This is a genomic window from Streptomyces sp. NPDC002680 (assembly GCF_042889145.1).
GTDB classification, from domain to species: Bacteria; Actinomycetota; Actinomycetes; order Streptomycetales; family Streptomycetaceae; genus Streptomyces; species Streptomyces adonidis.
Map to the genome: position 1 here is coordinate 119,060 of NZ_JBIAQP010000001.1, position 20,699 is coordinate 139,758.

At 70.4% G+C, this 20,699-nt stretch carries 20 protein-coding genes and 1 pseudogene; 12 read left to right on the forward strand and 9 right to left on the reverse strand.

The annotated features are described in order from the left end of the window. Positions 1–128 precede the first annotated feature (128 nt). Together ACFYXF_RS00540 and ACFYXF_RS00545 are read left to right on the forward strand one after the other, a co-directional pair. Positions 129–878, forward strand: a complete 750-nt coding sequence (locus ACFYXF_RS00540) for an alpha/beta fold hydrolase (protein WP_389346535.1) — start codon at positions 129–131, stop codon at positions 876–878. Between the two features lie 65 nt (positions 879–943). Then, complete coding sequence (locus tag ACFYXF_RS00545; RefSeq protein WP_389346537.1) at positions 944–1,984, forward strand: LacI family DNA-binding transcriptional regulator; 1,041 nt, start codon at positions 944–946, stop codon at positions 1,982–1,984. Between the two features lie 27 nt (positions 1,985–2,011). On the opposite strand, the gene ACFYXF_RS00550 is transcribed toward ACFYXF_RS00545, so the two are convergent. Both ACFYXF_RS00550 and ACFYXF_RS00555 read right to left on the reverse strand, forming a co-directional pair. Beyond that, a complete protein-coding gene (locus ACFYXF_RS00550; protein ID WP_389346539.1) occupies positions 2,012–3,496 on the reverse strand; it encodes a ricin-type beta-trefoil lectin domain protein in 1,485 nt (494 codons plus the stop codon). A gap of 189 nt (positions 3,497–3,685) precedes the next feature. After that, positions 3,686–5,242 carry an oxidoreductase gene (locus tag ACFYXF_RS00555; protein WP_389346541.1) on the reverse strand — a complete coding sequence of 519 codons (1,557 nt, stop codon included), beginning with the start codon at positions 5,240–5,242 and terminating at the stop codon, positions 3,686–3,688. A 226-nt stretch (positions 5,243–5,468) separates the two neighbouring features. Between ACFYXF_RS00555 and ACFYXF_RS00560 the strand changes: the two genes are divergently transcribed. After that, a complete protein-coding gene (locus ACFYXF_RS00560; protein WP_389346544.1) occupies positions 5,469–6,206 on the forward strand; it encodes an alpha/beta hydrolase in 738 nt (245 codons plus the stop codon). A 172-nt stretch (positions 6,207–6,378) separates the two neighbouring features. On the opposite strand, the gene ACFYXF_RS00565 is transcribed toward ACFYXF_RS00560, so the two are convergent. Continuing rightward, positions 6,379–7,284, reverse strand: a complete 906-nt coding sequence (locus tag ACFYXF_RS00565; RefSeq protein ID WP_389346546.1) for an AraC family transcriptional regulator N-terminal domain-containing protein — start codon at positions 7,282–7,284, stop codon at positions 6,379–6,381. Positions 7,285–7,427: 143 nt separating this feature from the next. Here ACFYXF_RS00565 and ACFYXF_RS00570 point away from each other — a divergent pair, with 143 nt between their 5' ends. The 4 genes from ACFYXF_RS00570 (at position 7,428) to ACFYXF_RS00585 (ending at position 10,521) form a co-directional block, all read left to right on the forward strand. After that, positions 7,428–7,745, forward strand: coding sequence for a putative quinol monooxygenase (locus tag ACFYXF_RS00570; RefSeq protein WP_389348433.1), 318 nt, complete (start codon positions 7,428–7,430; stop codon positions 7,743–7,745). A 41-nt stretch (positions 7,746–7,786) separates the two neighbouring features. Further along, positions 7,787–8,758, forward strand: a complete 972-nt coding sequence (locus ACFYXF_RS00575; RefSeq protein WP_389346548.1) for an alpha/beta hydrolase — start codon at positions 7,787–7,789, stop codon at positions 8,756–8,758. A gap of 60 nt (positions 8,759–8,818) precedes the next feature. Then, positions 8,819–9,580, forward strand: a complete 762-nt coding sequence (locus ACFYXF_RS00580; RefSeq protein WP_389346551.1) for an SDR family NAD(P)-dependent oxidoreductase — start codon at positions 8,819–8,821, stop codon at positions 9,578–9,580. Between the two features lie 146 nt (positions 9,581–9,726). Further along, a complete protein-coding gene (locus ACFYXF_RS00585) occupies positions 9,727–10,521 on the forward strand; it encodes an LppX_LprAFG lipoprotein (RefSeq protein ID WP_389346553.1) in 795 nt (264 codons plus the stop codon). A gap of 60 nt (positions 10,522–10,581) precedes the next feature. Here the strand turns inward: ACFYXF_RS00585 and ACFYXF_RS00590 are convergent, their stop codons facing one another. The 4 genes from ACFYXF_RS00590 to ACFYXF_RS00605 all read right to left on the reverse strand — a co-directional run bounded on the left by ACFYXF_RS00590 (position 10,582) and on the right by ACFYXF_RS00605 (position 16,012). Then, positions 10,582–11,715, reverse strand: coding sequence for a hypothetical protein (locus ACFYXF_RS00590; RefSeq protein WP_389346555.1), 1,134 nt, complete (start codon positions 11,713–11,715; stop codon positions 10,582–10,584). A gap of 174 nt (positions 11,716–11,889) precedes the next feature. Continuing rightward, positions 11,890–12,723: an alpha/beta fold hydrolase gene (locus ACFYXF_RS00595; RefSeq protein ID WP_389346557.1), complete on the reverse strand. Its 834-nt coding sequence runs from the start codon at positions 12,721–12,723 to the stop codon at positions 11,890–11,892. A gap of 214 nt (positions 12,724–12,937) precedes the next feature. Next, entirely contained in the window at positions 12,938–13,636 is a 699-nt protein-coding gene (locus ACFYXF_RS00600) for an alpha/beta fold hydrolase (protein WP_389346559.1), read from the reverse strand. Between the two features lie 141 nt (positions 13,637–13,777). Continuing rightward, positions 13,778–16,012: a helix-turn-helix domain-containing protein gene (locus ACFYXF_RS00605; RefSeq protein ID WP_389346561.1), complete on the reverse strand. Its 2,235-nt coding sequence runs from the start codon at positions 16,010–16,012 to the stop codon at positions 13,778–13,780. Between the two features lie 485 nt (positions 16,013–16,497). Between ACFYXF_RS00605 and ACFYXF_RS00610 the strand changes: the two genes are divergently transcribed. Then, positions 16,498–16,683: a hypothetical protein gene (locus ACFYXF_RS00610; RefSeq protein ID WP_389346563.1), complete on the forward strand. Its 186-nt coding sequence runs from the start codon at positions 16,498–16,500 to the stop codon at positions 16,681–16,683. 34 nt (positions 16,684–16,717) lie between these two features. On the opposite strand, the gene ACFYXF_RS00615 is transcribed toward ACFYXF_RS00610, so the two are convergent. Then, positions 16,718–17,617 (reverse strand): aminoglycoside phosphotransferase family protein, encoded by a 900-nt coding sequence (locus ACFYXF_RS00615; protein WP_389348434.1) that lies wholly within the window; start codon positions 17,615–17,617, stop codon positions 16,718–16,720. Between the two features lie 228 nt (positions 17,618–17,845). Between ACFYXF_RS00615 and ACFYXF_RS00620 the strand changes: the two genes are divergently transcribed. Further along, positions 17,846–18,442: a hypothetical protein gene (locus ACFYXF_RS00620; RefSeq protein WP_389346565.1), complete on the forward strand. Its 597-nt coding sequence runs from the start codon at positions 17,846–17,848 to the stop codon at positions 18,440–18,442. Between the two features lie 7 nt (positions 18,443–18,449). Here ACFYXF_RS00620 and ACFYXF_RS00625 read toward each other — a convergent pair whose 3' ends face one another. Then, positions 18,450–18,644 (reverse strand): hypothetical protein, encoded by a 195-nt coding sequence (locus tag ACFYXF_RS00625; protein ID WP_389348481.1) that lies wholly within the window; start codon positions 18,642–18,644, stop codon positions 18,450–18,452. Here ACFYXF_RS00625 and ACFYXF_RS00630 point away from each other — a divergent pair. The 3 genes and pseudogenes from ACFYXF_RS00630 to ACFYXF_RS00640 form a co-directional block, all read left to right on the forward strand. Beyond that, positions 18,555–18,833, forward strand: a pseudogene (locus tag ACFYXF_RS00630) (alpha-amylase family glycosyl hydrolase); the annotation flags it as partial. The gene ACFYXF_RS00625 and the pseudogene ACFYXF_RS00630 sit on opposite strands and share 90 nt — an antisense overlap. A 143-nt stretch (positions 18,834–18,976) precedes the next feature. Further along, positions 18,977–19,579, forward strand: a complete 603-nt coding sequence (locus ACFYXF_RS00635) for an isochorismatase family protein (RefSeq protein WP_389346567.1) — start codon at positions 18,977–18,979, stop codon at positions 19,577–19,579. A 10-nt stretch (positions 19,580–19,589) separates the two neighbouring features. Further along, positions 19,590–20,504 carry a GlxA family transcriptional regulator gene (locus ACFYXF_RS00640; RefSeq protein WP_389346570.1) on the forward strand — a complete coding sequence of 305 codons (915 nt, stop codon included), beginning with the start codon at positions 19,590–19,592 and terminating at the stop codon, positions 20,502–20,504. The last annotated feature ends 195 nt before the right edge of the window (positions 20,505–20,699 follow it).

Below are 20,699 nucleotides of genomic sequence, written 5' to 3' on the forward strand. Positions count from 1 at the left end.
TGCCTTATTGCTCGCGGTGCCACACACGTACCACGATGGGTTTCGGTTCTCAAAGAGTACCGAGGCACAAAGAGGAACCACCATGTTCCCGTGCCTCCGCGTCCCGAAGAGGAAGATCGTTCCCCCTTATGTCCACATTCCTTTTGGTGCACGGTGCCTGGCACAGCGGCCGGTGCTGGGAGCGGGTGGTCCCGCTGCTGGAGTCGGCCGGACATCGTGTGTTCGCGCCGTCGCTGACCGGTTACGGCGACAAGGCACACCTGCTCGGTCCCGAGGTGGGGCTCGACACGCACGTCGAGGACGTCGTCGGGCTGATCCGCGAGGAGGATCTGACCGAGGTGATCCTCGTGGGGCACAGCTACGCGGGACTGGTCATCTCGTCCGTGGCCAACGAGGTCCCGGAACGGATCGCGCACCTCGTGTACCTGGACGCCATGGTCCCGGAGCACGGTGAGACCGCTGTCGACATCATGCCCATGACCCAGCAGCTGATCGACCTGGCCGCGAAGTCCGACAGCGGCTGGCGCGTTCCGCCACTGCCCGAAATGCCTCCGCCCTTCGGCCTGTTCGGGGTCACCGACCCGGCGGACGTCGCATGGTTGCGCGCGATGCTCTCCGACCAGCCGGTCCTCTGCCTGCGCCAACCGGTCCGGCTGGACAACCCGGCCGTGAACGCGATCCCCCGCACCCACATCCACTGCGTCGGCCTCGCACCGGAGGGCATCACACGGCGGCCGGTCCCCGCCGTACAGCCCAATGGTTCACCCGCACAGGTGTGGGAACTGCCCACCGGGCACGACTGCATGGTCACCATGCCGACAGAGCTGAGCGAACTGCTGTTCAAGCTCGAAGATCTCGATCCGCAGCCGGAGTACTAGGCTGTTGGCAGGGCCCGGGAAGCAGGGAAAAGGGAAAAGGGATCACGGCGATTGGGGGCGAGCCCATGTCCGGACGGCCCCGGCCGTCGATGGCGGATGTCGCGCGGCACGCCGGTGTCGCGCCGCAGACGGTCTCGCGTGTGTCCAACGGCCACAGCAATGTCGACCCGGCGACCCGGCAGCGGGTCGTGGAGTCGATGCAGGCGCTTGGCTACCGGCCGAACGGCGCCGCGCGTGCGCTGAAGAGCGGGCGGTTCAACACGATCGGTGTCATCACGTTCACGCTCAGGACGTTCGGCAACACGCGCACACTCGACGCCATCACCGAGGAAGCCGCCCGCGCCAAGTACGCCGTCACCCTCATCCCCGTCGCGGACCCGACCATGGGCAGGGTCTCCGGTGCGTACGACCGGCTCAGCGAGGCGGCCGTCGACGGAGTCATCCTCATCTTCGAGGCGCATCTCCTGGACGACGCGGAGTTCAGCCTCCCGCCCGGGGTCCCGATGGTCGTCGTCGACTCCGACACCGGCCCCGGCTACACCGTGGTGGACACCGATCAGGCCCTGGGCGCCCGGCAGGCCACGGAGCATCTGCTGGAGCTGGGCCATCGACAGGTGTGGCACATCGCCGGGCCCCCGACCTCGTTCTCCGCGGCCCACCGGGTCGAGTCCTGGCGGCGCACCCTGCGGGAGGCCGGCGTCGTACCGCCCTCGGTGCTGTACGGGGACTGGACCACCAGGTCCGGGTATCAGCACGGGTTGGAGTTGGGGCGGAGGCCGGAGGTTACGGCGATCTTCGCCGCGAACGACCATATGGCGCTCGGCGCCATGCGTGCCCTGCACGAGCTCGGCCGTCGGATTCCCGAGGACGTCAGCGTGGTGGGGTTCGACGACATGGAGGAGGCCCATGCCTTCTGGCCGCCGCTGACCACCGTACGACAGGACTTCGCCGCGGTCGGGCGGCTCAGTCTTCAGAAGCTGCTGGGCAAGATCGGCCGTACCGGGCCCGACGTGGTCGACAAGACGCTGGTTCCGACCCGGCTGGTGGTCCGCGCGAGCACCGGAGCGCCGCCGTCCTCACCGGAAGGTGAAGGACGGCGGCACTGACGGCCCGTCAAAGGATCAGGGTCGGCGTCAGCTCCTGGTCCACTGCTGGTTGCTGCTGCCGTTGCAGTACCAGACGTCCACGGCTGTGCCGTTGCCGGTGCCCGCTCCGGCCGCGTCCAGGCAGAGCGCCGGGTTGGCGACGCTGGTCACGGAGAGGTCCGCGTTCACGTTCCACTGCTGGGCTGTCGTACCGGTGCAGTCGGAGATGACCACCGGGTCCCCCGCCGTCGCGCCGGTGCCGCCCACCGTCATGCACTTGTTGCCGTAGACGGTGAGTTGCTTGTCCGCGTTCCAGTTCCAGGTCTGGTTGCCGCCGTCGTTGCAGTCCCAGAGGTCGAGCTGGGTGCCGTTGGTCGTGCTGAAGCCGGGTACGTCGACACAGCGGCCCGAGCCCACTCCGCGCAGGACCTCGCCGGGAGGCGCGGGCGGCAGGTCGTTGACGGGCGGGGTCTTGCCGAAGCCGTAGCCCCAGCGCAGCAGGGCGACTCCGGTGGCGCTGTTGTCCACCAGGTTGCCCTCGGAGTCCAGCGACTCGATCGAGTAGGCGTCGCCGAACCTCAGCCCCGGCCAGTACACCAGTCCCATGCCCTTGCTGCGGGCGGTGTTGGCCACGGCCGCGAGGTACGAGGTGTAGATGTTGCCGTTCCAGGCGCCGTAGTTGAGGCCGATGGTCATCGGGGCGCCGGCCTCGTCGATGACGGTCCGGCCGGCGTACTCGCCGAGGCGGGCTTCGAGGTCGGCGGTCCAGTCCGCCTGCGTGGTGTGGCTGGCCCAGAAGCCGTAGAAGTGGAGCGACAGCAGCGTGCCGCGCAGTTCACGGGCCGCGCCGACACCGGTGACGTTGTCGTTGTAGCCGGTGCCGCTGATCACGACACGGCCGCGCGGGACGTCCTTGTGCTGGGCCAGCCAGCCGCTGGTGACGGACACCCACTGGTCCAGGGTGTAGCCGTGCGGCTCGTTCATGGGCTCGAAGTAGACCCGCGGGTTGTGCTTGTACTCCCGCACCACGGTGTTCCACATGGTCTTCCAGGCGGCCGTGTCGTCGACCAGGCCGTCCTTGCTGGTGTTGGCCTCCCAGTAGCTGACGATGACCTTGTCGCCGTAGGCCGTGGCCGCGTCGATCGTCGCCCGGTACGACTTCCACCAAGTGGTGCCCACGGTCGCCGGGTTGATCGGCAGTCGCAGGGTGTTGGCGCCGAGGTTCTGCTTGAAGCCGCGGACCATGCGGTTCGTGGTGCGGTACACGGTGCGGTAGTCGTCGGTCACCGACAGCCCGCTGGGCACCACCGCGTCGGAGGCGTAATTGTCGCGCGGGTCCGCCCAGTTCACTCCGCGGAAGTCACTCGTACCGCCCTTCGCCGCGGGCTTCCCCGGCGCGTGGGAGGCGGTTGACGCCTCGGGGGCCGACTGGGCGAGGGCGGGAGCGGGGGCGGTCAGGAACATGAGTGTCGCGCCAAAACCGGCCATGATCACGCTGGCCAGTCTTCTCGACCTCGTCCGGGTCTTGGTCATGTCGTCTCCAGTGACGGGTATCGCTGCGGGCGGAGTGCGGGTTCGTCACCTGAGCCGAGGCACGGACGAGCCGGGATCCGGATATTGACGGCTCCCGGACCCACGCAAACCGGCCATGGTTACGTAACCATGGCCGGACACTCGCACGTCGTCGGCACCGCTGACAAGACCCGTGACGGCTGTCGGCCGCTAACTCTTCTGCAGGGTGCGGCTGACACCCGCGATGACCGCGGTCGTCAGCACCCATCCGAAGGCGATCAGCAGGTAGGCCAGCCACTGGAGGCCGTCGTCCGACCAGTACCAGGCCGTGCGCTGGCCCAGACCGCCGATGGGGATCAAGAGGTCGAGTGTGTAGACGAGGGGCTGGAACGGGGCTCCTTCGCCTCGTTGAAGCCGATGAGGAGAGTGACTGCCGAAGGACAGTGCGCCCAGCAAGGTCAGCGCGAGGAGCCAGACGCCGGCCAGCCAGGGGCGGTAGCCGTAGCCGACGGTCACATCGAGCAGATGCCCCCACACCCGCGCGGCCGGGGGCAGGGTTCGACGCCGATGGCGCTGTTTGGCCAGGAGTACGCGGCGGGCGTCGTCGTCGTGGCCGGCCTTCCGGTACCAGCCCGCCAACTGCTCATAGGGCTGGGGACTGTAGCCCGGGCTGCGTCGTATCCACGCCACGCGGCGGGCCACGGAGCCGCGCCGTCCCACCGCCTCCCGCCGCTCGCCTGCCTCGTCCACCTTGATGGAGCCGTAGACGAAGCCGTCCAGTTCCACCACGTCCGGCCAACTGCGCTCGCTGTCGTGGAGGTAGGACACCTGTGCGCCCCGCAGGTCCACGGGGCCGGCCGGTGGCCGGGCGAGGGTGAGGTCGAAGTCGACGGCCTGCATCAACAGGGCGGCCAATGACGGGCCGTGGCCGTCGGGCGGGCCGTTCAGGACGGCTCCTTCAAAGGTCAGGTTGTCCGAGATCCGGGCACCCCGCAGCCGTACGGTCCCGTTCGCGACGAACCCGTCGGAGAAGTCGAGCGTCGAGGCCACGGCGTTGTCCAGGGCGAGCGCCACCCCACGCCCGCCGGGGCGTTCCAGCAGTGCGCCCCGCATGTGCAGCCCGCCCGGCAACTGGGCTCCCATGAGACGGACTTCACCGTGCGCGACGAATCCGTCCACGCAGTAGAGGCCGCCCTCCGCGACCAGTCCGCCGGCGGACACCGCCCACTCGTCGGGTGCGGTGATCTCGGCGCCGCCGAGGTTCACGGCCCCTGCCACGCGGGCGTTGATGAGCGACAAGGCGGTGACCCTGCGGTGGAAGGGCGAGGCAGGGCCGCTTTCGATGCGGGAGCGTCGCAGGTCGAGGCGTCCCTCGATCCGGATCAAGCCGGCTTCCACACCCGGGACTTGGCTGCCCACGATGGCGATCGACTGGGTCGACGCACCGGAGAGGTCCACGCCCTCCTCGAACCAGCAGTCCTCGAGCCAGAAGGCGTGAGCGACCTGCGCGCCGCCCAGGTCGAGGTGCCCGGATATCCGTGCCCCGACGAGCCGCAGGCACGCGACGGCGTCCGGCTGCGCGGTGTTCGCGCCCAGGAGAAGCGCCACGATCACGGCGGCCCGGACCGTCCGCCCGGGACCCCACTCTCCTCCCTCGGCGACACGGTCGTCCTCGGGCACACCGGTGCGCAGGTCCACGCGGCGCCCCTCGGGGAACGCGTCCCACAGCTCACGCTCTGGCGAAGTCAACTCGTCGTAGGAAAGCACTCGTGCAGAGTAGGGATCTTCCTCCGTCGTTGGACTTCGGGCGAGTGGCTCCGTAAACCCGTTGGCGGACCACGGAGGCCACTGCTAGTTTTCCCGAGGCCGTGCGAGAGAACGAGGAGGTGGTACCCGTGAACGCAGTATCGACATGGGTGCTCCCCTCCGGGGTCACGGTCGGACGCTGAGTCGTCCGGGAGCGCCACTCTGAGCACTCCCGAAAGGCACGACCATGCACTTCACTTCCGAGCAACGCCTCGACGACGGCGTCCTCGAACGCGAATTCACCCTCGGCGAGATCCCGGGCACCCTGTGGACGCCCGGCTCGGCCGGATCCTCCGGGGCCGCACCGGCTCCGCTGATCCTGATGGCCCACAACAACGGCCTGCCCAAGAGGGAACCCCGGCTGGTGGCCCGGGCCCGGCACTCCGCGGCGTACGGCTACGCGGTGGCCTCCATCGACGCCGCCGGGTGCGGTGACCGGCCCCGTTCCGCCGCCGACGAGCAGGCCCGCGCCGACATCCGCCGGGCGATGCAGGCCGGCGAGCCGGTCGACGAGATCTTCGAGTCATTCATCGGCCCGCTGGTCGAGAGGGCGGTCCCGGACTGGCGGACCGCCCTGGACGCCCTCCTCGCGCTGCCCGAGATCGGCGGCCCGGTCGGGTACTCGGGGTGGACCGCCCTCGGCATCCGACTGACGGTGGCCGATCCGCGCATCGCGGCCGCCGGTTTCTTCGCCGGGGGCTTTGTGCCCCGCGCCCAGCGCGAGGAGGCCCGGCAGGTCACCGTTCCGCTCCTGTTGCTGCTGCAGTGGGACGACGAGGGCAACCCCCGGCAGCGGGCGCTGGATCTGTTCGACGCCTTCGGCACCAAGGAGAAGACGCTGCACGCCAATCTGGGCGGGCACACCGGTACCCCGTGGTTCGAGGTGGAGGACGGGAACCGGTTCTTCGGCCGCCACCTGAAGTGAGTCCGGGCCGAAAGGCCGGCAGCCAACGGTAGTTGGCAGGCGGTGCCGGCCGGCATGCCGCCGTCGAGGACAGGTCCGGCCTTCCTCGATGGCGGTGGCCGACTGGCGGAATGTGACGGCCGAATTGATCCTCGCCGGCCCTTGGGCGATCCCCCTGCGCGGCTGGACCGGCTCAAGGGAGGACACCTGCCGGGGTGCGTACGGCCTGACGCAGGCGGGCGGCGTCCTGGCTGGGCGGGGCGCCGAACTGGCGGCGGTACTCCCGGCTGAACTGCGACGGGTTGTCGTAGCCGACGCGGTGGCCGACCCCGGTGACGTCGCCCGGGTGGGTGGCGAGCAGCAGCCGGGCCTCCTGGAGCCGGATCTGCTTCTGGAACTGGATGGGGCTCATCGCGGTCACCGCCTGGAAGTTGCGGTAGAAGGCGGAGACGCTCATCCCGGACAGCCGCGCCACGTCCTCGACCCGGAAGGGCTGCGCGTAGTGCTCGCGGATCCAGCGCACGGCCCGGGAGACATGGCTGAGGCTGCTGTCGGCCAGGCCGAGCTGACGAACCGTCGCTCCCTGCTCGCCGCTGATAACACGCCATAGGATCTCGCGCTTGACCAGCGGGGCCAGCACGGCCCGGTCGCGGGGCTCGTCGAGCAGGCGCAGCAGCCGTACCCCCGCGTCGAGCAGCGCGGCCGGAGCGTCGCTGACGGCGATGCCCGACGGCGCGCCTCCGCCGGCGCGGGGGGTGTCTCCGGGGCCGGCCTGGAGCAGCAGTTCGGCAACGGCGGACGGTTCCAGTACTAGGCCGAAGCCCAGTGCCGGCTCCTCGGGGTCGGCCTGGGTGAACTGCCCGGTGACAGGCAGATCGACGGATGCGACCAGGTACTGCCCGGGCCCGTACTCGTACACCCGCTCGCCGAGGGCCAGTCGTTTGGCGCCCTGGGCGATGACCGCCAGCACCGTGCCGGACATCGAAGGTGACGGCGGATCGGGCCGGTCGACCTTCGAGATGAGGAGGCCGTCGATGGCGGTGGTCCAGTCGGGGCGGGCGTGCCGGGCCAGCAGGGTGCGCAGCTCTTCGAGGTACATGCGTCCATTGCAGCATCGCTCCGGGCCGTGGCTCCTGTGTTCGCGAGGATCGTGCAAGTAGGAGCGAGCATCGTTCTAACGTTTTCGCAGGTCAGCTCGGTTCAATGGAATCACTTCACTCCATCACCGAGAAGAGAGCAGCGATGATCGTCAGTTACGGTTTCAACGCGACCCTGACCGCCAAGCCCGGAATGGGCGACCAGCTGGTCGACCTGCTGCTGACCGGTCTGGACGAGGGCAGCCCCGGTGCGGGCGAACACTGCGTCGTCTACCTCGTCTCCCGTTCCGCCTCCGACCCCGACGTCGTCCACGTCACCGAGGGGTGGACCAGCGAGGAGGACCACCACCGGATCTTCGCCGGCGAGGCGGCCCAGGCCATCGTGGCGCAGATCGGCGGACTGCTGGCCAAGGAGTCCGAGTACACCGACTACGTCCCGGTCCGCGGCAAGGCCGCCTTCTGACCAGACAGTCCGTCCGCTATCCCACGTGAAAGGCCACGACCATGACCACGGCACGACCCTCCCTGGACCCCGAACTGCGTGAGCTGCTCGCCGACATGCCCCTCATGTCCCAGCTCAGCCCGGAGATCCTCGCGCAACTGCGCCGGCTCCCGTCGACGCCCGTCGAGTCCCTCCTCTCCGACCGGCAGGTCGACCGGCGCGAAGTCACCGTGCCCGCCAAGGACGGTGCCCCGATCCCCTTGTCGGTCTTCAGTCCCGCGAACACCGATCGCACCTCCACCGCCGCCCCCTGCGTCTACTGGATGCACGGCGGCGGGATGGTCATGGGCGACCGCTTCTCGCAGATCGACATCCCTCTGGAGTGGCTCGACGAGTTCGGCGCGGTCGTGGTCTCCGTGGACTACCGGCTCGCGCCCGAGGCCACCGGCACCGCCCTGGTCGACGACTGCTACCAGGGCCTGCTGTGGGTCGCCGAACACTCGGCCGAGCTGGGTATCGACCCCGCCCGGATCGTCGTCGCCGGCGCCAGCGCGGGCGGTGGTCTCGCCGCCGGTGTCGCCCTGCTGGCCCGCGACCTCGGCACGCCGACGATCGCCGCGCAGATGCTGATCTGCCCCATGCTCGACCACCGCAACACCAGCACCTCCAGCCGCCAGTACTCGGGCGGACCCGGCGTGTGGACCCGCGAGATGAACGAGTTCGGATGGCGTGCCGTCCTCGGCGACCTCACCGGCCAGGAGATACCCGCGTACGTCTCACCCGCGCTGGCCGACGATCTCTCCGGCCTGCCGACCACCTACCTCGACACCGGTTCCGCCGAGGTCTTCCGCGACGAGGTCACCGACTACGCCACCCGTATCTGGGCGGCCGGCGGCCAGGCCGAACTCCACGTCTGGGCGGGCGGTTTCCACGGCTTCGACGCCCTGTACCCGCATGCGCGCATCTCGGCCTCGGCCCGCCGGACCCGCACCGCCTGGCTCACCCGGCTCCTGCTGCCGGACCTTGCCGCATAGCGCCACCGGCGCACCCACACACCCGACCGCACTCACGAGTCGTACACCAGGAGGAACACCATGAAGGTCGCCGTCGTCACGGGCGCCAGCTCCGGCATAGGGCGAAGCGCCGCGATCGAGATCGCCAAACGGGGAACCGGAGTCATCCTCACCTACAGCACCAACCCGCAGGGAGGGCTGGAGACGGCCGGCATCATCGAGAAGGGGGGCGGCACGGCCGTCGCGCTCCCGCTGGACGTCAGCGAGGCGGGCGCCTTCGCGGGCTTCCGCGACACGGTCGCCGGCGTGCTGCACGACATCTGGCAGCGCGACACCTTCGACCACCTGGTCAACAACGCCGGTCTCTCGCAGACGTCGTTGATCGAGGACACGACCGAGGAGACGTTCGACAGGCTCATGCGCGTCCTGCTCAAGGGCCCGTACTTCCTGACACAGAAGCTGCTGCCCCTCATGGCGGACGGCGGGGCCATCGTCAACACGAGCAGCAACTCGGCGACGGCGACGGGCGGCCTGGAGCCCGGCTACTCCGTCTACGCCTCGATGAAGGGCGGACTGGACGTGCTGACCCGGTACATGGCCAAGGAGTTCAGCACGCGTGGCATCCGCGTCAACGCCGTCTCACCGGGGTCGACCCGCACCCGGATCGCCGACGACGCCTTCACCCGGTTCCCCGAGGTCGTCCCGGCCCTCGCCGCCAGGACCGCGCTCGGCCGGGTCGGCGAACCCGACGACATCGGCGCGATGATCGCCGCACTGGTCTCCGACGAGAGCCGCTGGGTCACCGCTCAGAACATCGAGGTGTCGGGCGGCTACAACCTCTAGACAGTGCCCTGACGAGTCCGGAGAGGCCATGAGGGTCAGGGCGGCGGCACGACAGAAACCCTCGGGCCCCTTCACAGGTTCCGTGCGAAGATCTACAGGCCCTTTCGGGCCCCGCCCTGCCGCAGTAACGATTTCCCGGAGAGCCCATGCGCCGCGCCCACCTCCTCTCCGCCGCTGTCCTCCTGCTCTGCACCGCCTGTTCCGGCGGTGCGGACAGCGACGCGGAGGAGAGCACGGAGAAGGCGCTGGATCACGGGGCGGCCGTGCGCGCCGCGATCGACAGGACGAGCGCGGACAGCGCCCGCTTGGCCGAGAAGATCGAGCTGCGGTCCGGCGACAGCCCCACGACGTACGTGTTCGCGATCGCCGGCGCCTTCGACCTGGCCGGTGACAGGGGCCGGCTCACGGTGGAACTCGAGGACAGCGGCATGGACCCCGTCGAGGAGGTCTTCGTCGGCGACACCGTCTATGTGCGGGGCTCGCGGGCGGTGGACGCGGGCAAGTGGGCTGCGGCCGTCCGCAGCGAGGCCCTGAGCCGCTATTTCCTGCGGGCGCCGCTGAACGACCCCGAGCACCTGCTCCGCCAGATCAGGGCGATGCGGCAGGTGTCGAACGAGGGCAGGGAGCAGGTGAACGGCGCCCCCGCGGTGCACTACCGGGGCACGATCGACCACGCCACCGCGACGCTCCGGATGACCGCGCGGACAAAACAGGGGCTGGACAAGATGCGCGAGACGCTGGGCGCGGACGTGCCCGTCTACGCGGACGTGTGGGTCGACGGCAAGGGGCGCGCCGTCCAGGCCCGACTGTCCTACTTCGGCGGTATCAAGGCCGAGACGACGATGACACTGTCGGACTTCGGGACGCCGGTGAAGGCCGAGGCGCCGCCGGCCGAGCAGGTCGTTCCCGTGACGGCGGGCGAGGACGTCCTGCTGGCCTGAGCGGGCACGCACCCGGCGCGGGCGTCTTGGACAACGGCCAGACCGAATGTGTCAGGCGGTTCAGCGAGTCGAACGCTGGATCAGCTCGTACTGGGCGGAGGTGGACTCCCCGGTGATCAGCCCGTATGAGCCGACGGACCAGAACTGTCCGGTGCGGCCGGTCGGCGCGAGCGCCTCGATGTCGTACGACTGGGTCTGGCCGCCGGGGACGGCGTCACCCTCCACGGAGGTCCAGGTCCCGTTGCGCAGGCGCCAGTAGAGGGCGGTGCCCTCGTAGCCGTACGGGTCGCCCGAGACCCAGACGGTGCCCTTGCCGTCACCGGTGATGGTGCTGGCCCACAACCCGTCGACCGGCCCGGTGACATCGCGCCAGGTGCGGCCGTTCCAGTGCAGCACCTTGGTCTGTTGCGGTTCGTCCTCGACGTACGGCGTGAGAGCGGTGACCCAGACGCTGCGGGCGGACTCCTGGTACACGGCCGTGATCCCGAGATCGCTGCCGGCCGGCGCGGTCTCGGTCCACGAACGGCCGTCCCAGTGCAGGAGGACGGACCGGCTCGGCTGGCCGACGAGCGCGAACCGTCCGACCGCCCAGGCGTCGTGGGCGGTCCGCGCCTCGATGGCGTTGATGTGGACGCCACTTGGGAGGGGTGTGCTCCGCCAGACGCCGTGGGCGTAGGAGTTGATCGCGGTGTCGCTCACCAGCCAGGCCCTGCCGGGGGCGGCGGCGAGCTTCGCGAAGCCGTAGCCCTGCTCCGCGGGCAGGGGCGTCTGCGTCCACCGCTTGCCGTCGTAGTGGCCCAGGGTCTCGCCTTCCTGGTCCCAGCCGTACGCCCAGACGTCGTGCGCGGACACCCCGTCCACGGCGTGCCACACCCCGGTCTCCGGTACGGCGGGGGTGGACTGCTGCTGCCAGGTTCTGCCGTTCCAGCGCAGGATGACGCCCTCGCTGACGCCGTCGACGTACTGGGATCCCACCGCCCAGGCGGCGTCCGGACCGACCGACGCGATGTCGAAGAGCGCGGAGTTGTCCGAGAGCGTCCCCGCCAGAGAGGTACGCCAGGCCGGGGCGTGGCCCCGGGCCGACGCGGCGGGAGCAGCACCGTCCGCCGCCGAGACCGCGGCCGGGGCGACGGTCACGGTGGCTCCCGTGAGCGCCGCGATGATCGCGATCCTCAGGCACACGCCTGTCTTCATGGCTGCTCCCCGTTGTCCACGGGGGTGCCGCGTGGGACCTGCACGGTCGCCCCCGTAATTGTTTGGTCACTTATGAGACCGTTCGCCCCGCCGGATGGTTGTGCCGGCGGCGGCAAGTTGGCCCTGCGCGGCCTCATGCGCGCAGCCGCCGAAGGAGGCGTGCCCCGTCACGGATCAGGCGGTGGCGTGGGCGGCGTCCTTGACGAGGCGGGCCGTGGTGCCCGGGTGGCTCATCATGGCGACGTGGGATGCGCCGGGGACTTCGACGGTCTTGCGGGCGCCCGAACGCTCGTAGAAGAAGTGCTGGAGGGCGGGCGGGATGGCCTTGTCGGTGTCGGCCACCAGTCCCCAGGACGGGATGGTGTGCCAGGCGGCTGCGGTGGTGACGTCGGAGAAGCACGCGGTGCTGAAGGGCCGCTGGGTGGCCTGCATGAGGCGGGTGGTGGCCACGGGCAGGTCGGCGGCGAAGGCGGCCCGGAACTTGTCGGCCTGGAGGTAGAGGTCGGTACCGGGTGTGCCGTCGGGGCCGGGGTAAGGCACTGGCCGTGTCGCGGCCTGGATGATGCTGCCGGGGAATTTGTTGATCAGCGCGCCGAGTTGTTCGCCCTCGTCGGGGACGAAGGCGGCGATGTAGACCAGCGCCTTGACGTTGGGGATGCCGGCGGCGGCGTTGGTGATGACGGCTCCGCCGTAGGAGTGACCGACCAGCACGATCGGGCCGCTGACCGACTGGAGGACGCTGGCGAGGTAGGCGGCGTCGGTGGGCAGGCTGCGCAACGGGTTGGCGGGGGCGATGGTCGGGTAGCCGGCGTGCTGGAGCCGCTCGATGACACCGCTCCAGCACGAGGCGTCGGCGAATCCGCCGTGCACCAGCACGATGGTCGGCCTGGCTCCGGCCGAGGAGCGGTCGGCGGCGGAGGCGGGTGAGGACAGCGTTCCCAGTGCGGCGGTGCCCGCGGCGGCGGCGCCGGTGGCGAGCACTCGGCGGCGGGTGATGTCAGGGCCCATCAGGAGCTCCTTCGCGGTGGGTCGGGAGAGAAAAGAGGTCTCGCCCGGCTGCGGGCCGGGCGAGTTGGTGCTGTGACGCGGCGCGGCGGCGTTCGCTGCTGGGGCCTGTGCGGCGGATCGGGCCGGCGAAGGGGGCCCTGGTACGCGCGTCCGGCCCCGCTCGGTGCCCGGCGGGCACCGCTCTCTGCAGCCGGCCTGATCCGCCGGACAGGCCTTAGGACCGGCCGTCGGTGCCCTGGGCGGCCTGGGCGATGACGGCGGCCACGACGGCCGGGCGGGAGACGTAGACGGCGTGGCTGCCGGGGGTCTCGGAGACGGTGGCCCCGGCCCGCTCGGACATGGCGCGCTGGGCGGGCGGCGGGATCATGCGGTCGTCCGTGGCGACCAGGTACCAGGACGGCTTGGTCTGCCAGGCCGGTTCGGAGACGGCCCCTTCGAGTGCGTCGACGCCCCAGGGGACCTGGGAGTCGGCCATGAACGCCGCCACCTTCTCGGGCACGTCGGCGGCGAAGGCTGCCGCGAACCTCTCCCGGTCCAGGAACAGGAACCCGTCCTGGGGCGGCAGGATCGGCGGGACGGCCGCGCCGGGCGGCGGGTCGGCGATGAGAGAACTCACCGACTCGCCCTTGTCCGGCGCGAACGCGGCGATGTAGGCGAGCGCCGCGACCTTGGGGTGGCTGCCGGCCTCGGTGATGACGACACCGCCGTAGGAGTGGCCGACCAGCACGGCCGGCCCGTCGAGACCGTCGAGGACCTGGCGGGTGGCGGCGACGTCACCGGCCAGCGACAGGGTCGGGTTCTGCACGACGGCCACCTTGTATCCGTCGGCGCTCAGATGGTCGTAGACCCCCTGCCAGCCCGATCCGTCGACGAAGCCACCGTGTACGAGAACGATGTTCCTGATGGTTGGCATGGTCACTCCTGACCTGGAGGGACAGCGCCCTGACGGCTGTCCCGGTACACCCGAGTCAAGTCGAGAAGACGCGGCCGGACCACGCAGAACAGCAGGCAGAAGTACCCGCCGGATTCTTCGCGCGCAGCGCGTCGGCCGAGGTCAGGGGGTGGCGGTCGCCAGGGCGTGGCAGCGGTCACTCGCCCCGGTGTCACCGATCGCCTCGAAGACCTGCGCCGCCCGCGCGTAGGTGCTGCGGCTCTCGACGGTCCGGCCTTCGCCGGCCAGCAGGGCCGCCACTGTTTCCAGGGCGCCGGCCTGCCGGTAGTCGGACACCTGGAGCGTGTCCAGGAGGTCGATGCCCTCGCTGAGCGTGGTGATCGCCTCCGTACGGCGGCCGAGGCGTTCGAGGCAGTGGCCGATGCGGATCAGCGCGAGGGGCCGGCTGAGCGTCACGACGCTCGGTGTCATCCCCGACTCCGGGTCCTCCAGCACGGCGAGCAGTCCGCGGTACTGCTCCAGCGCCTCGGCATGGCGCCCTTCGTCGAAACGGCAGTGGGCGATGTGGGCGAGGCACTGGACGTGGGCGTCGGCGTCGCCGATGGTCCTGAACATCTCCGCCGACCGGGAGGACGCCGCGACGGCCTCGTCGAGTCTGCCGAGCAGGCGCAGTGCCGAAGCGCTGTACTCGTGCGACCAGGCGATCTGTGCCGTGGCGCCGACCCGGGTGGCCAGTTCCAGCGCCTGGGCCGTGTACCGCAGCACGGCCTGCGGATCGCTGGGGGGCAGCGAATGGACCCAGGCCAGATAGTTCAGCTGGGTCGCCTGCTGTGCCAGGTCGCCGAGGGCGGCCGCCGCCTCCGCTCCGAGTGTGAACACCTCGTGCCAGTGCGGGTTGTGCGCCCACAGATCGGAGAACCAGTGCATCGACTCCGCGCAGTCGAGGACAAGGGAGTGGGGGCCACCGTCTGCCGCGGCCCGCATCGCTCCGAGCCAGTTGTCCACGTTCACCCGCAGCCATGCTTCGGCCTCCTCGGGAGAGGTCAGGACGGCGAGATCGGGGTCGGGCCGGTCGGGACGGCCGTAGCCGGGTTCGAACCATCGCCCGGAGAGCGTGGCCGTCCGCAGCAGCCACGTCGTCACTCTCCCCATGAGCGCCTCGCGCTCGGCCGCCGTCTCCTCCTCACGGAGCCGGTCGACGGCGAACAGACGGACCAGGTCGTGGAAGCGGTAGCGGCCCGCGGCGCTGTCGTACAGCAGGCCGAGATCCACGAGGTCGTCCAGCGCCTCCCACGCGTCCTCGACCGGCACCCCGCCGACCACGGCGGCCAGGGCGGCGTCGAAATCCTGTCCCGGCACCACGGCGAGCCGCCGGAACATCCGCCGCGCGGAATCGGCGAGTTGCTCGTACGACATCCCGAACGCGTTGGCGATCTTGAGGTCCCCGGTCTTGAACTGGTCCAGCCTGCGCTCCTCGTCCGCCAGCCGGGCGACGAGTTCGCCGACGCCCCATCCGGGCCTGCTGGCCAGGCGGTTCCCGATGATCCGCAGCGCCAGGGGCAGACCGCCGCACAACTCGGCGAGCCGGGTGAGGGCCGCCTCCCCGTCGGACGCGGACCGATCGCCCAGGATCCCGGACAGCAGCCGCGTGGACTCCGGCAACGGCAGGGGCCCGAGGGCGAGCCTGCGGACGCCCTCCAGACCCGACAGCAGCCGACGGGTGGTGATCAGCGCTCGGCCCGCGCCCCCTCCCGGCAGCAGCGGGCGCACCTGTTCCTCCGACGCGGCGTTGTCGAGGACGACCAGGACGCGCCGGTCCCTCAGCAGCGAGCGGTACAAGGAGGCGCGCTCCTGGGCGTCGCCCGGTATCTGCTGGTCCGCGGCCCCGAGCGCGCGCAGCAGCAGTTGCAGTGCCTGGGCGGCGGCCAGCGGGCGCTGGGACATGCCCAGCAGATCGAGGAAGAGCACTCCGTCGGGGAAGCTCGGCCTAACCGAATGGGCGGCACGGACGGCGAACGTGGTCTTGCCCAGGCCCGCGGAGCCGGTGACGAGCCCCACCACACCGACACCGGGCGCACTCTCCGCGTACACCAGCTCGCTCACCCAGACCAGTTCCGTGGCATGGCCGGTGAAGTCGTCGACCGACCGGGGCAGTTCACACAGTCCGGTCGGACGCGTCCAGTGATCCCGCAGCCGGCCCTCGCGCGCCAACTCGATCAGCTGCTTGCGGACATCGCCCGTCAGAGCGAGGGCGTCCGCCAACGCGGTCACCGTCCGATGCTGAGGCCCCTTGCTGCGGCCGCGCTCCATGTCCGACAGCGTCCGGGTGCTGACCCCCGACACCCCGGCCAACTGCTCCAACGTCAGACGTGCCGCACGCCGATGGGCGCGTAACACCTCCCCGAAACCCAGGCGTTCAGTGATGGCGCCCCACTCCCCTCAGCGACGAGGACCCCGCCCGCCGCGATCTTGCTCGACCCGCGCACGTTCTACCATCTGCGGCCCATGCCAAGGAACGGTCTCGCCAACCGTCGCCTGCACCCCATCGTGGCCTGGCCCTGCGGGGCCGGGCCACTGGGAGGTTCAGCGATGGCATGTTTCCGGGCGGGCCGTGATTCAGGGTCTCGTCGCACAGTGTCGTCGGCCGGCTGTCGCTCGGAGGTCTCTCCAACGCCCCAAGGGGTTCCCTGTGTTCAAGGCCGGCATCGAGCTCCAGGAGGTCTGGTGGTTCAGCCGGTCGGGAGGAGCGACGAGGAAGCTCGCCACCTCGTCCTGGACCCGGTCCCGGTCGATGACAGGACCGATCGGCCCGTAACCCCACGCCCTTGGGTAAAACGCCAACGGCCCATGCCGACCGGCGTGTTGGAGGTAGCTTCGTCGGCATGAGCAAAGACATCCGCATCGACCGTGCCCCGTCCTCCGGCGGCGGCATCCAGATCACGGTCAGCCTGTCCCCCGCGGTTCTGGCGAAACTCCAGCAGGACGGCTCCTGGACGGAGTCCATCAGTGAAGGCCAGGTCACCGGCGACGGACCGGCCATCACCCAGATCGAGTTCAAGGTGTCGTAGGTCGAACAGTTGCCGTGGCGCCGGCCGTCAAGGCTCACCCGATGAGTGCCTCGGTGATCTGTCTGGTGGTCTGCATGGCAACCTGGGGGTTGACGGCGGCGTAGGAGGTGTAGGCGTTCAGGCCGGTCGCCAGGGCCCAGCCTCGACCCCGCAGCCACGTGGCGTCGTCCACATCGAGCGCCGTACGGAACACATCCCGGCTCCGGGCCGACATCAGGGTGAAGGCAATCGTCAGGTCGCAGGCCGGGTCGCCGATTCCCAGCTCGCCGAAGTCGATGACCGCGCTGAGGCGGCCGTCGACGGTCAGTAGGTTGCCGGTGTGGAAGTCGCCATGGAACCAGACCGGCGGACAGTCCCATCCGGGAGCGTTCAGCGCCGCGTCCCACAGCTCGGTCGTCGCCACGGGGTCGAACGCCCCGCCGACCCTCTCGATGGCGGCTCGCGTGGCACGGTCACGGTCCGCCAGCGCCCAGGTGGTGAGGTCCTTGCCGGCGTCCCGGGCCGGGACGCCAGCTGGCGCGAACTGGTGGAGGGCGGTCAGGAAATCCGCCAGTTCTACGGCGGTCCGAGAGGAGTCCGACAGCATCTCAACGGTCGCCACCTCGCCGTCCAGCCAACGGGAGACCGCCCACGGCCATGGATAGCCGAAGTCGGGTTCTCCCACCGCCACCGGTACCGGGATGGCCAAGGGCAGGTGTGGGGCCAGCCTGGGCAGCCACTCATGCTCTTTCCTGGCCTGCCCGATGGCCCCTGCGTAGCGGGGCAGCCGCACGGACATTTCCTCGCCCAGCCGGTAGATCACATGGTCGGAACCGGCCGGATCGAGCAGTCCCAGGGGCAGATCGGCCCACCAGGGGAACTGCTTGTCGACCAGGCGTCTGACCAGTGCGGCATCGATCTCGGGGCGGATTTCCGCGATCCTCCTGGTCACCAGCAGCAACTTCCCACGTCGGCCCGCCACCTGTGGCGGGCAGTCGGAGCCATCACAGTGCGTCGCGCCCTCGTCTGTCGACCGGATTCTCGATTCACCGCGCCGGGCCGCCGCCAGGGTGTGGGCCGGGTCATCACAGTGACGTCCGGGGCCGGTTCGGCGCCGCCTGCGTCCAGTTGGCCGGGCGACGGCCGGGCCGCCTATGCTGCGGCGAGGTGATGGGAGGCATGCATGCGTAGGCCTGGTATCCAGGTGCTGACCTGGGGTTCGGCATCAGTGTGGGTGATGGTGGCGGCCGTGGTGGCTTGCGGTCACCCCGACTCGACGGCCGACGACGTCTCCCAGAACGCCTCCGAGGATTCCTCCACCTACACCTCCGAGTTGCAGAAGAGCGACCTCCCCTGGAGCGGCAGTCCCAGTCCGTACGACGCCGAGGTGAAACTCGACGACGGACGCCGGGTGGCCATGTACTACCGGCGGGGCAAGGGGCTCGTCGAGCAGCACTACAGTCCTCGGGCGAAGGCCTGGACCGAAGCGATCGTCATCCACCGCACCGAGGTAGACGCGTGCCAGGGCATCGAGCTGCGGGCGAACGGTGGAACCGTCGCGGCAATCGCGAACTTCGGCCCCTACTGCTACGACGGCGAGCCCCCGGCCGCGTCCATCGCGGCCGTCGGCACCAACAGCCTCACCAGGTGGGACATCAACGTCACGAAGGATTTCGACGGCTGGGAGCAGGCCTCCGTCTCCGACGACGGGCACGAGGTCGCCTTCAGGAGTGACACGACCCTCCGCTGGACCCGTGCCGACGGGTTCGGCGATCAGTGACCGGCCTTCAGCGCAGCGGCTGGACCGTCTCTGCCGGGCCGATGTTCGCACAGGTGCGCCGCGTCCCACAGCTCTTGCGGCAGAGCCCCCGCCATCCGCAGGGCCTGCGGATGCCGAGGCCGAGCAGCTCATCGCGGAGGCGCATCGGCACGGGATCCGGGTCATTGCCGACCTCGTCCCGAATCACACCTCGGACCGACATGCCTGGTTCCAGGCGGCTTTGGCCGCAGGCCCGGGCAGTCCGGAGCGGGAGCGGTACGTCTTTCGGGCCGGGCGGGGTCCCAACGGCGCGCTGCCGCCGAACAACTGGATCCCCGAGTTCGGTGGCCCGGCCTGGACCCCGCTGCCCGACGGCGACTGGTATCTACATCTGTTCGCCCCGCAGCAGCCTCCCCCTTCGCGCTGGACGGCAGGTCTTCCAGGCTTGCCGAGCCGCTCAGGGCGGCGGGTGCGACCTGGTGATGACTGGATCGGTCCGCTTCGGGACCCGATGCGGTCTGTCCCCGCCCCGTTCGTACGGCGGAGGCTTGGGGCATGACCCGAGCACTGATCGTCATCGATGTCCAGGAGTCCTTCCGCGCCACTCCCCTGTGGGAGGCGATCTCCGACCCGAAGATCGCCGACAAGGTGAACCGACTGGTCCGGCTCGCCCGCCGGGCCGGGGACCTGGTGGTGTGGGTACTGCACTCCGAACCCGGCAGCGGCGATGCCTTCGACCCGGCCCTCGGTCACGTCCGGCTGATGGAGGAGCTGGAGCGGCGGGAGGACACCGAGCCGCTGATCCACAAGACCTCGCACAACTCCTTCACCACCACCAACCTGCAGCAACTCCTCACCGAGCACGGGGTCCGCGAAGTCAGTGTCTGCGGCATCCGCACCGAGCAGTGCGTGGAGACCACCGCCCGCGTCGCGAGCGATCTCGGCTACCAGGTCACGTTCGTCGTCGACGCGACGGCCACCAACCCGATCCCGCACCGCGACGCCCCCGCCGACCGGAGCGTCGCCGAGCTGCTCGCCGACCCCCGTACCCTGCCCGCCGACGAGGTCGTCCGGCGCACCGAGTACGCCCTCGCCGGCCGCTTCGCCACCATCGCGACGGTCGACGAGGTGGAAGCCGCGGCCGTTCTTCCGGCATGATGACCGAATCGTGAGCCACGTCGTCTTCTTCCTGGTGCCCGGAGTCCATCTGCTGGACCTGGCCGGCCCCGCGCAGGTCTTCTCCACCGCGGCCGACTTCGGGCACCCCTACACCCTCACCTACGTCGCCGAGCGGCCGCAGGTCCCCACCGCCCAGGGACTGCCCCTGGTGGCCGGGCTCGACTGGCCCGAACTCGGCCCCGAGGACCTGATCGTGGTCCCTGGCTGGCGGACCGTCACCCTGGCCGACTCGCCCGCCATCACCGACGCCTCCCTGAAGGTCCTGCGGGACCACCACGCCAGGGGCGGATCGGTGGCGAGCGTCTGCGCGGGGGCGGAGGCACTCGGGCGGGCCGGCCTGCTCAGGGGCCGCCGCTGCACCACCCACCACGACGTGCAGGACGAGCTGGCCCTGCGCCACCCCGGGACGGTCGTCGTCCGCGACGTCCTGTTCACCACCGACGACCGGGTGATCACCTCGGCCGGTATCGCCAGCGGCATCGACCTGGCCCTGCACCTCGTCGCCGGCCGGCACGGGCCCGCCGTCGCCGCCCAGGTCGCCCGGGACATGGTCGTCTACGCCCGCCGCAACGGCCACGAACCGCAGTCCAGCGCCATGTTCCGGCACCGGTCCCACCTCGACGACACCGTGCACCGGGCCCAGGACCTCATCGACACCCGCTTCGACCAGCCGTTGCCGCTGCCCGGCCTGGCCGCGGCCGTCGGCGTCAGCGAACGCACCCTCACCCGGCTCTTCAGCCGCGCCACCGGCCTCACCCCGCTGCGCTACCAGCAGACCCTGCGCCTGGAACGCGCCGAGCACCTCATCAGCCACGGCGCCACGGTCGACGCCGCCGCCCACTCGGTCGGCTTCGAGGACGCGCGCATGCTGCGCCGCCTCCGCCTCCGCGCCCGAACGGCCTGACCGCGTCGGGCAACCGAACACCAACTGGCGGCGGTGGCGCGGGACTCCAAGGACATGGGCGAACAGCGTGTGCGGCTGGAAGTTGTCCCCGATGCCGCCGACACGCACCTCGAACCCGGTCCCGGTCCTGGTCCCGGTGGGCCCGTGCAGCACGACGAGGGGCTCGTCGTCGAGCACCGCCGGCGCGTAGGCCAG

Coding starts and splice junctions, on each gene's coding strand:
- ACFYXF_RS00540 (WP_389346535.1), top strand. CDS start 129: ATGTCCACATTCCTTTTGGTGCACGGTGCCTGGCACAGCGGCCGGTGC.
- ACFYXF_RS00545 (WP_389346537.1), top strand. CDS start 944: ATGTCCGGACGGCCCCGGCCGTCGATGGCGGATGTCGCGCGGCACGCC.
- ACFYXF_RS00550 (WP_389346539.1), bottom strand. CDS start 3,496: ATGACCAAGACCCGGACGAGGTCGAGAAGACTGGCCAGCGTGATCATG.
- ACFYXF_RS00560 (WP_389346544.1), top strand. CDS start 5,469: ATGCACTTCACTTCCGAGCAACGCCTCGACGACGGCGTCCTCGAACGC.
- ACFYXF_RS00565 (WP_389346546.1), bottom strand. CDS start 7,284: ATGTACCTCGAAGAGCTGCGCACCCTGCTGGCCCGGCACGCCCGCCCC.
- ACFYXF_RS00570 (WP_389348433.1), top strand. CDS start 7,428: ATGATCGTCAGTTACGGTTTCAACGCGACCCTGACCGCCAAGCCCGGA.
- ACFYXF_RS00575 (WP_389346548.1), top strand. CDS start 7,787: ATGACCACGGCACGACCCTCCCTGGACCCCGAACTGCGTGAGCTGCTC.
- ACFYXF_RS00580 (WP_389346551.1), top strand. CDS start 8,819: ATGAAGGTCGCCGTCGTCACGGGCGCCAGCTCCGGCATAGGGCGAAGC.
- ACFYXF_RS00585 (WP_389346553.1), top strand. CDS start 9,727: ATGCGCCGCGCCCACCTCCTCTCCGCCGCTGTCCTCCTGCTCTGCACC.
- ACFYXF_RS00590 (WP_389346555.1), bottom strand. CDS start 11,715: ATGAAGACAGGCGTGTGCCTGAGGATCGCGATCATCGCGGCGCTCACG.
- ACFYXF_RS00595 (WP_389346557.1), bottom strand. CDS start 12,723: ATGGGCCCTGACATCACCCGCCGCCGAGTGCTCGCCACCGGCGCCGCC.
- ACFYXF_RS00600 (WP_389346559.1), bottom strand. CDS start 13,636: ATGCCAACCATCAGGAACATCGTTCTCGTACACGGTGGCTTCGTCGAC.
- ACFYXF_RS00610 (WP_389346563.1), top strand. CDS start 16,498: ATGAGCAAAGACATCCGCATCGACCGTGCCCCGTCCTCCGGCGGCGGC.
- ACFYXF_RS00620 (WP_389346565.1), top strand. CDS start 17,846: ATGCGTAGGCCTGGTATCCAGGTGCTGACCTGGGGTTCGGCATCAGTG.
- ACFYXF_RS00625 (WP_389348481.1), bottom strand. CDS start 18,644: ATGTCGGTCCGAGGTGTGATTCGGGACGAGGTCGGCAATGACCCGGAT.
- ACFYXF_RS00635 (WP_389346567.1), top strand. CDS start 18,977: ATGACCCGAGCACTGATCGTCATCGATGTCCAGGAGTCCTTCCGCGCC.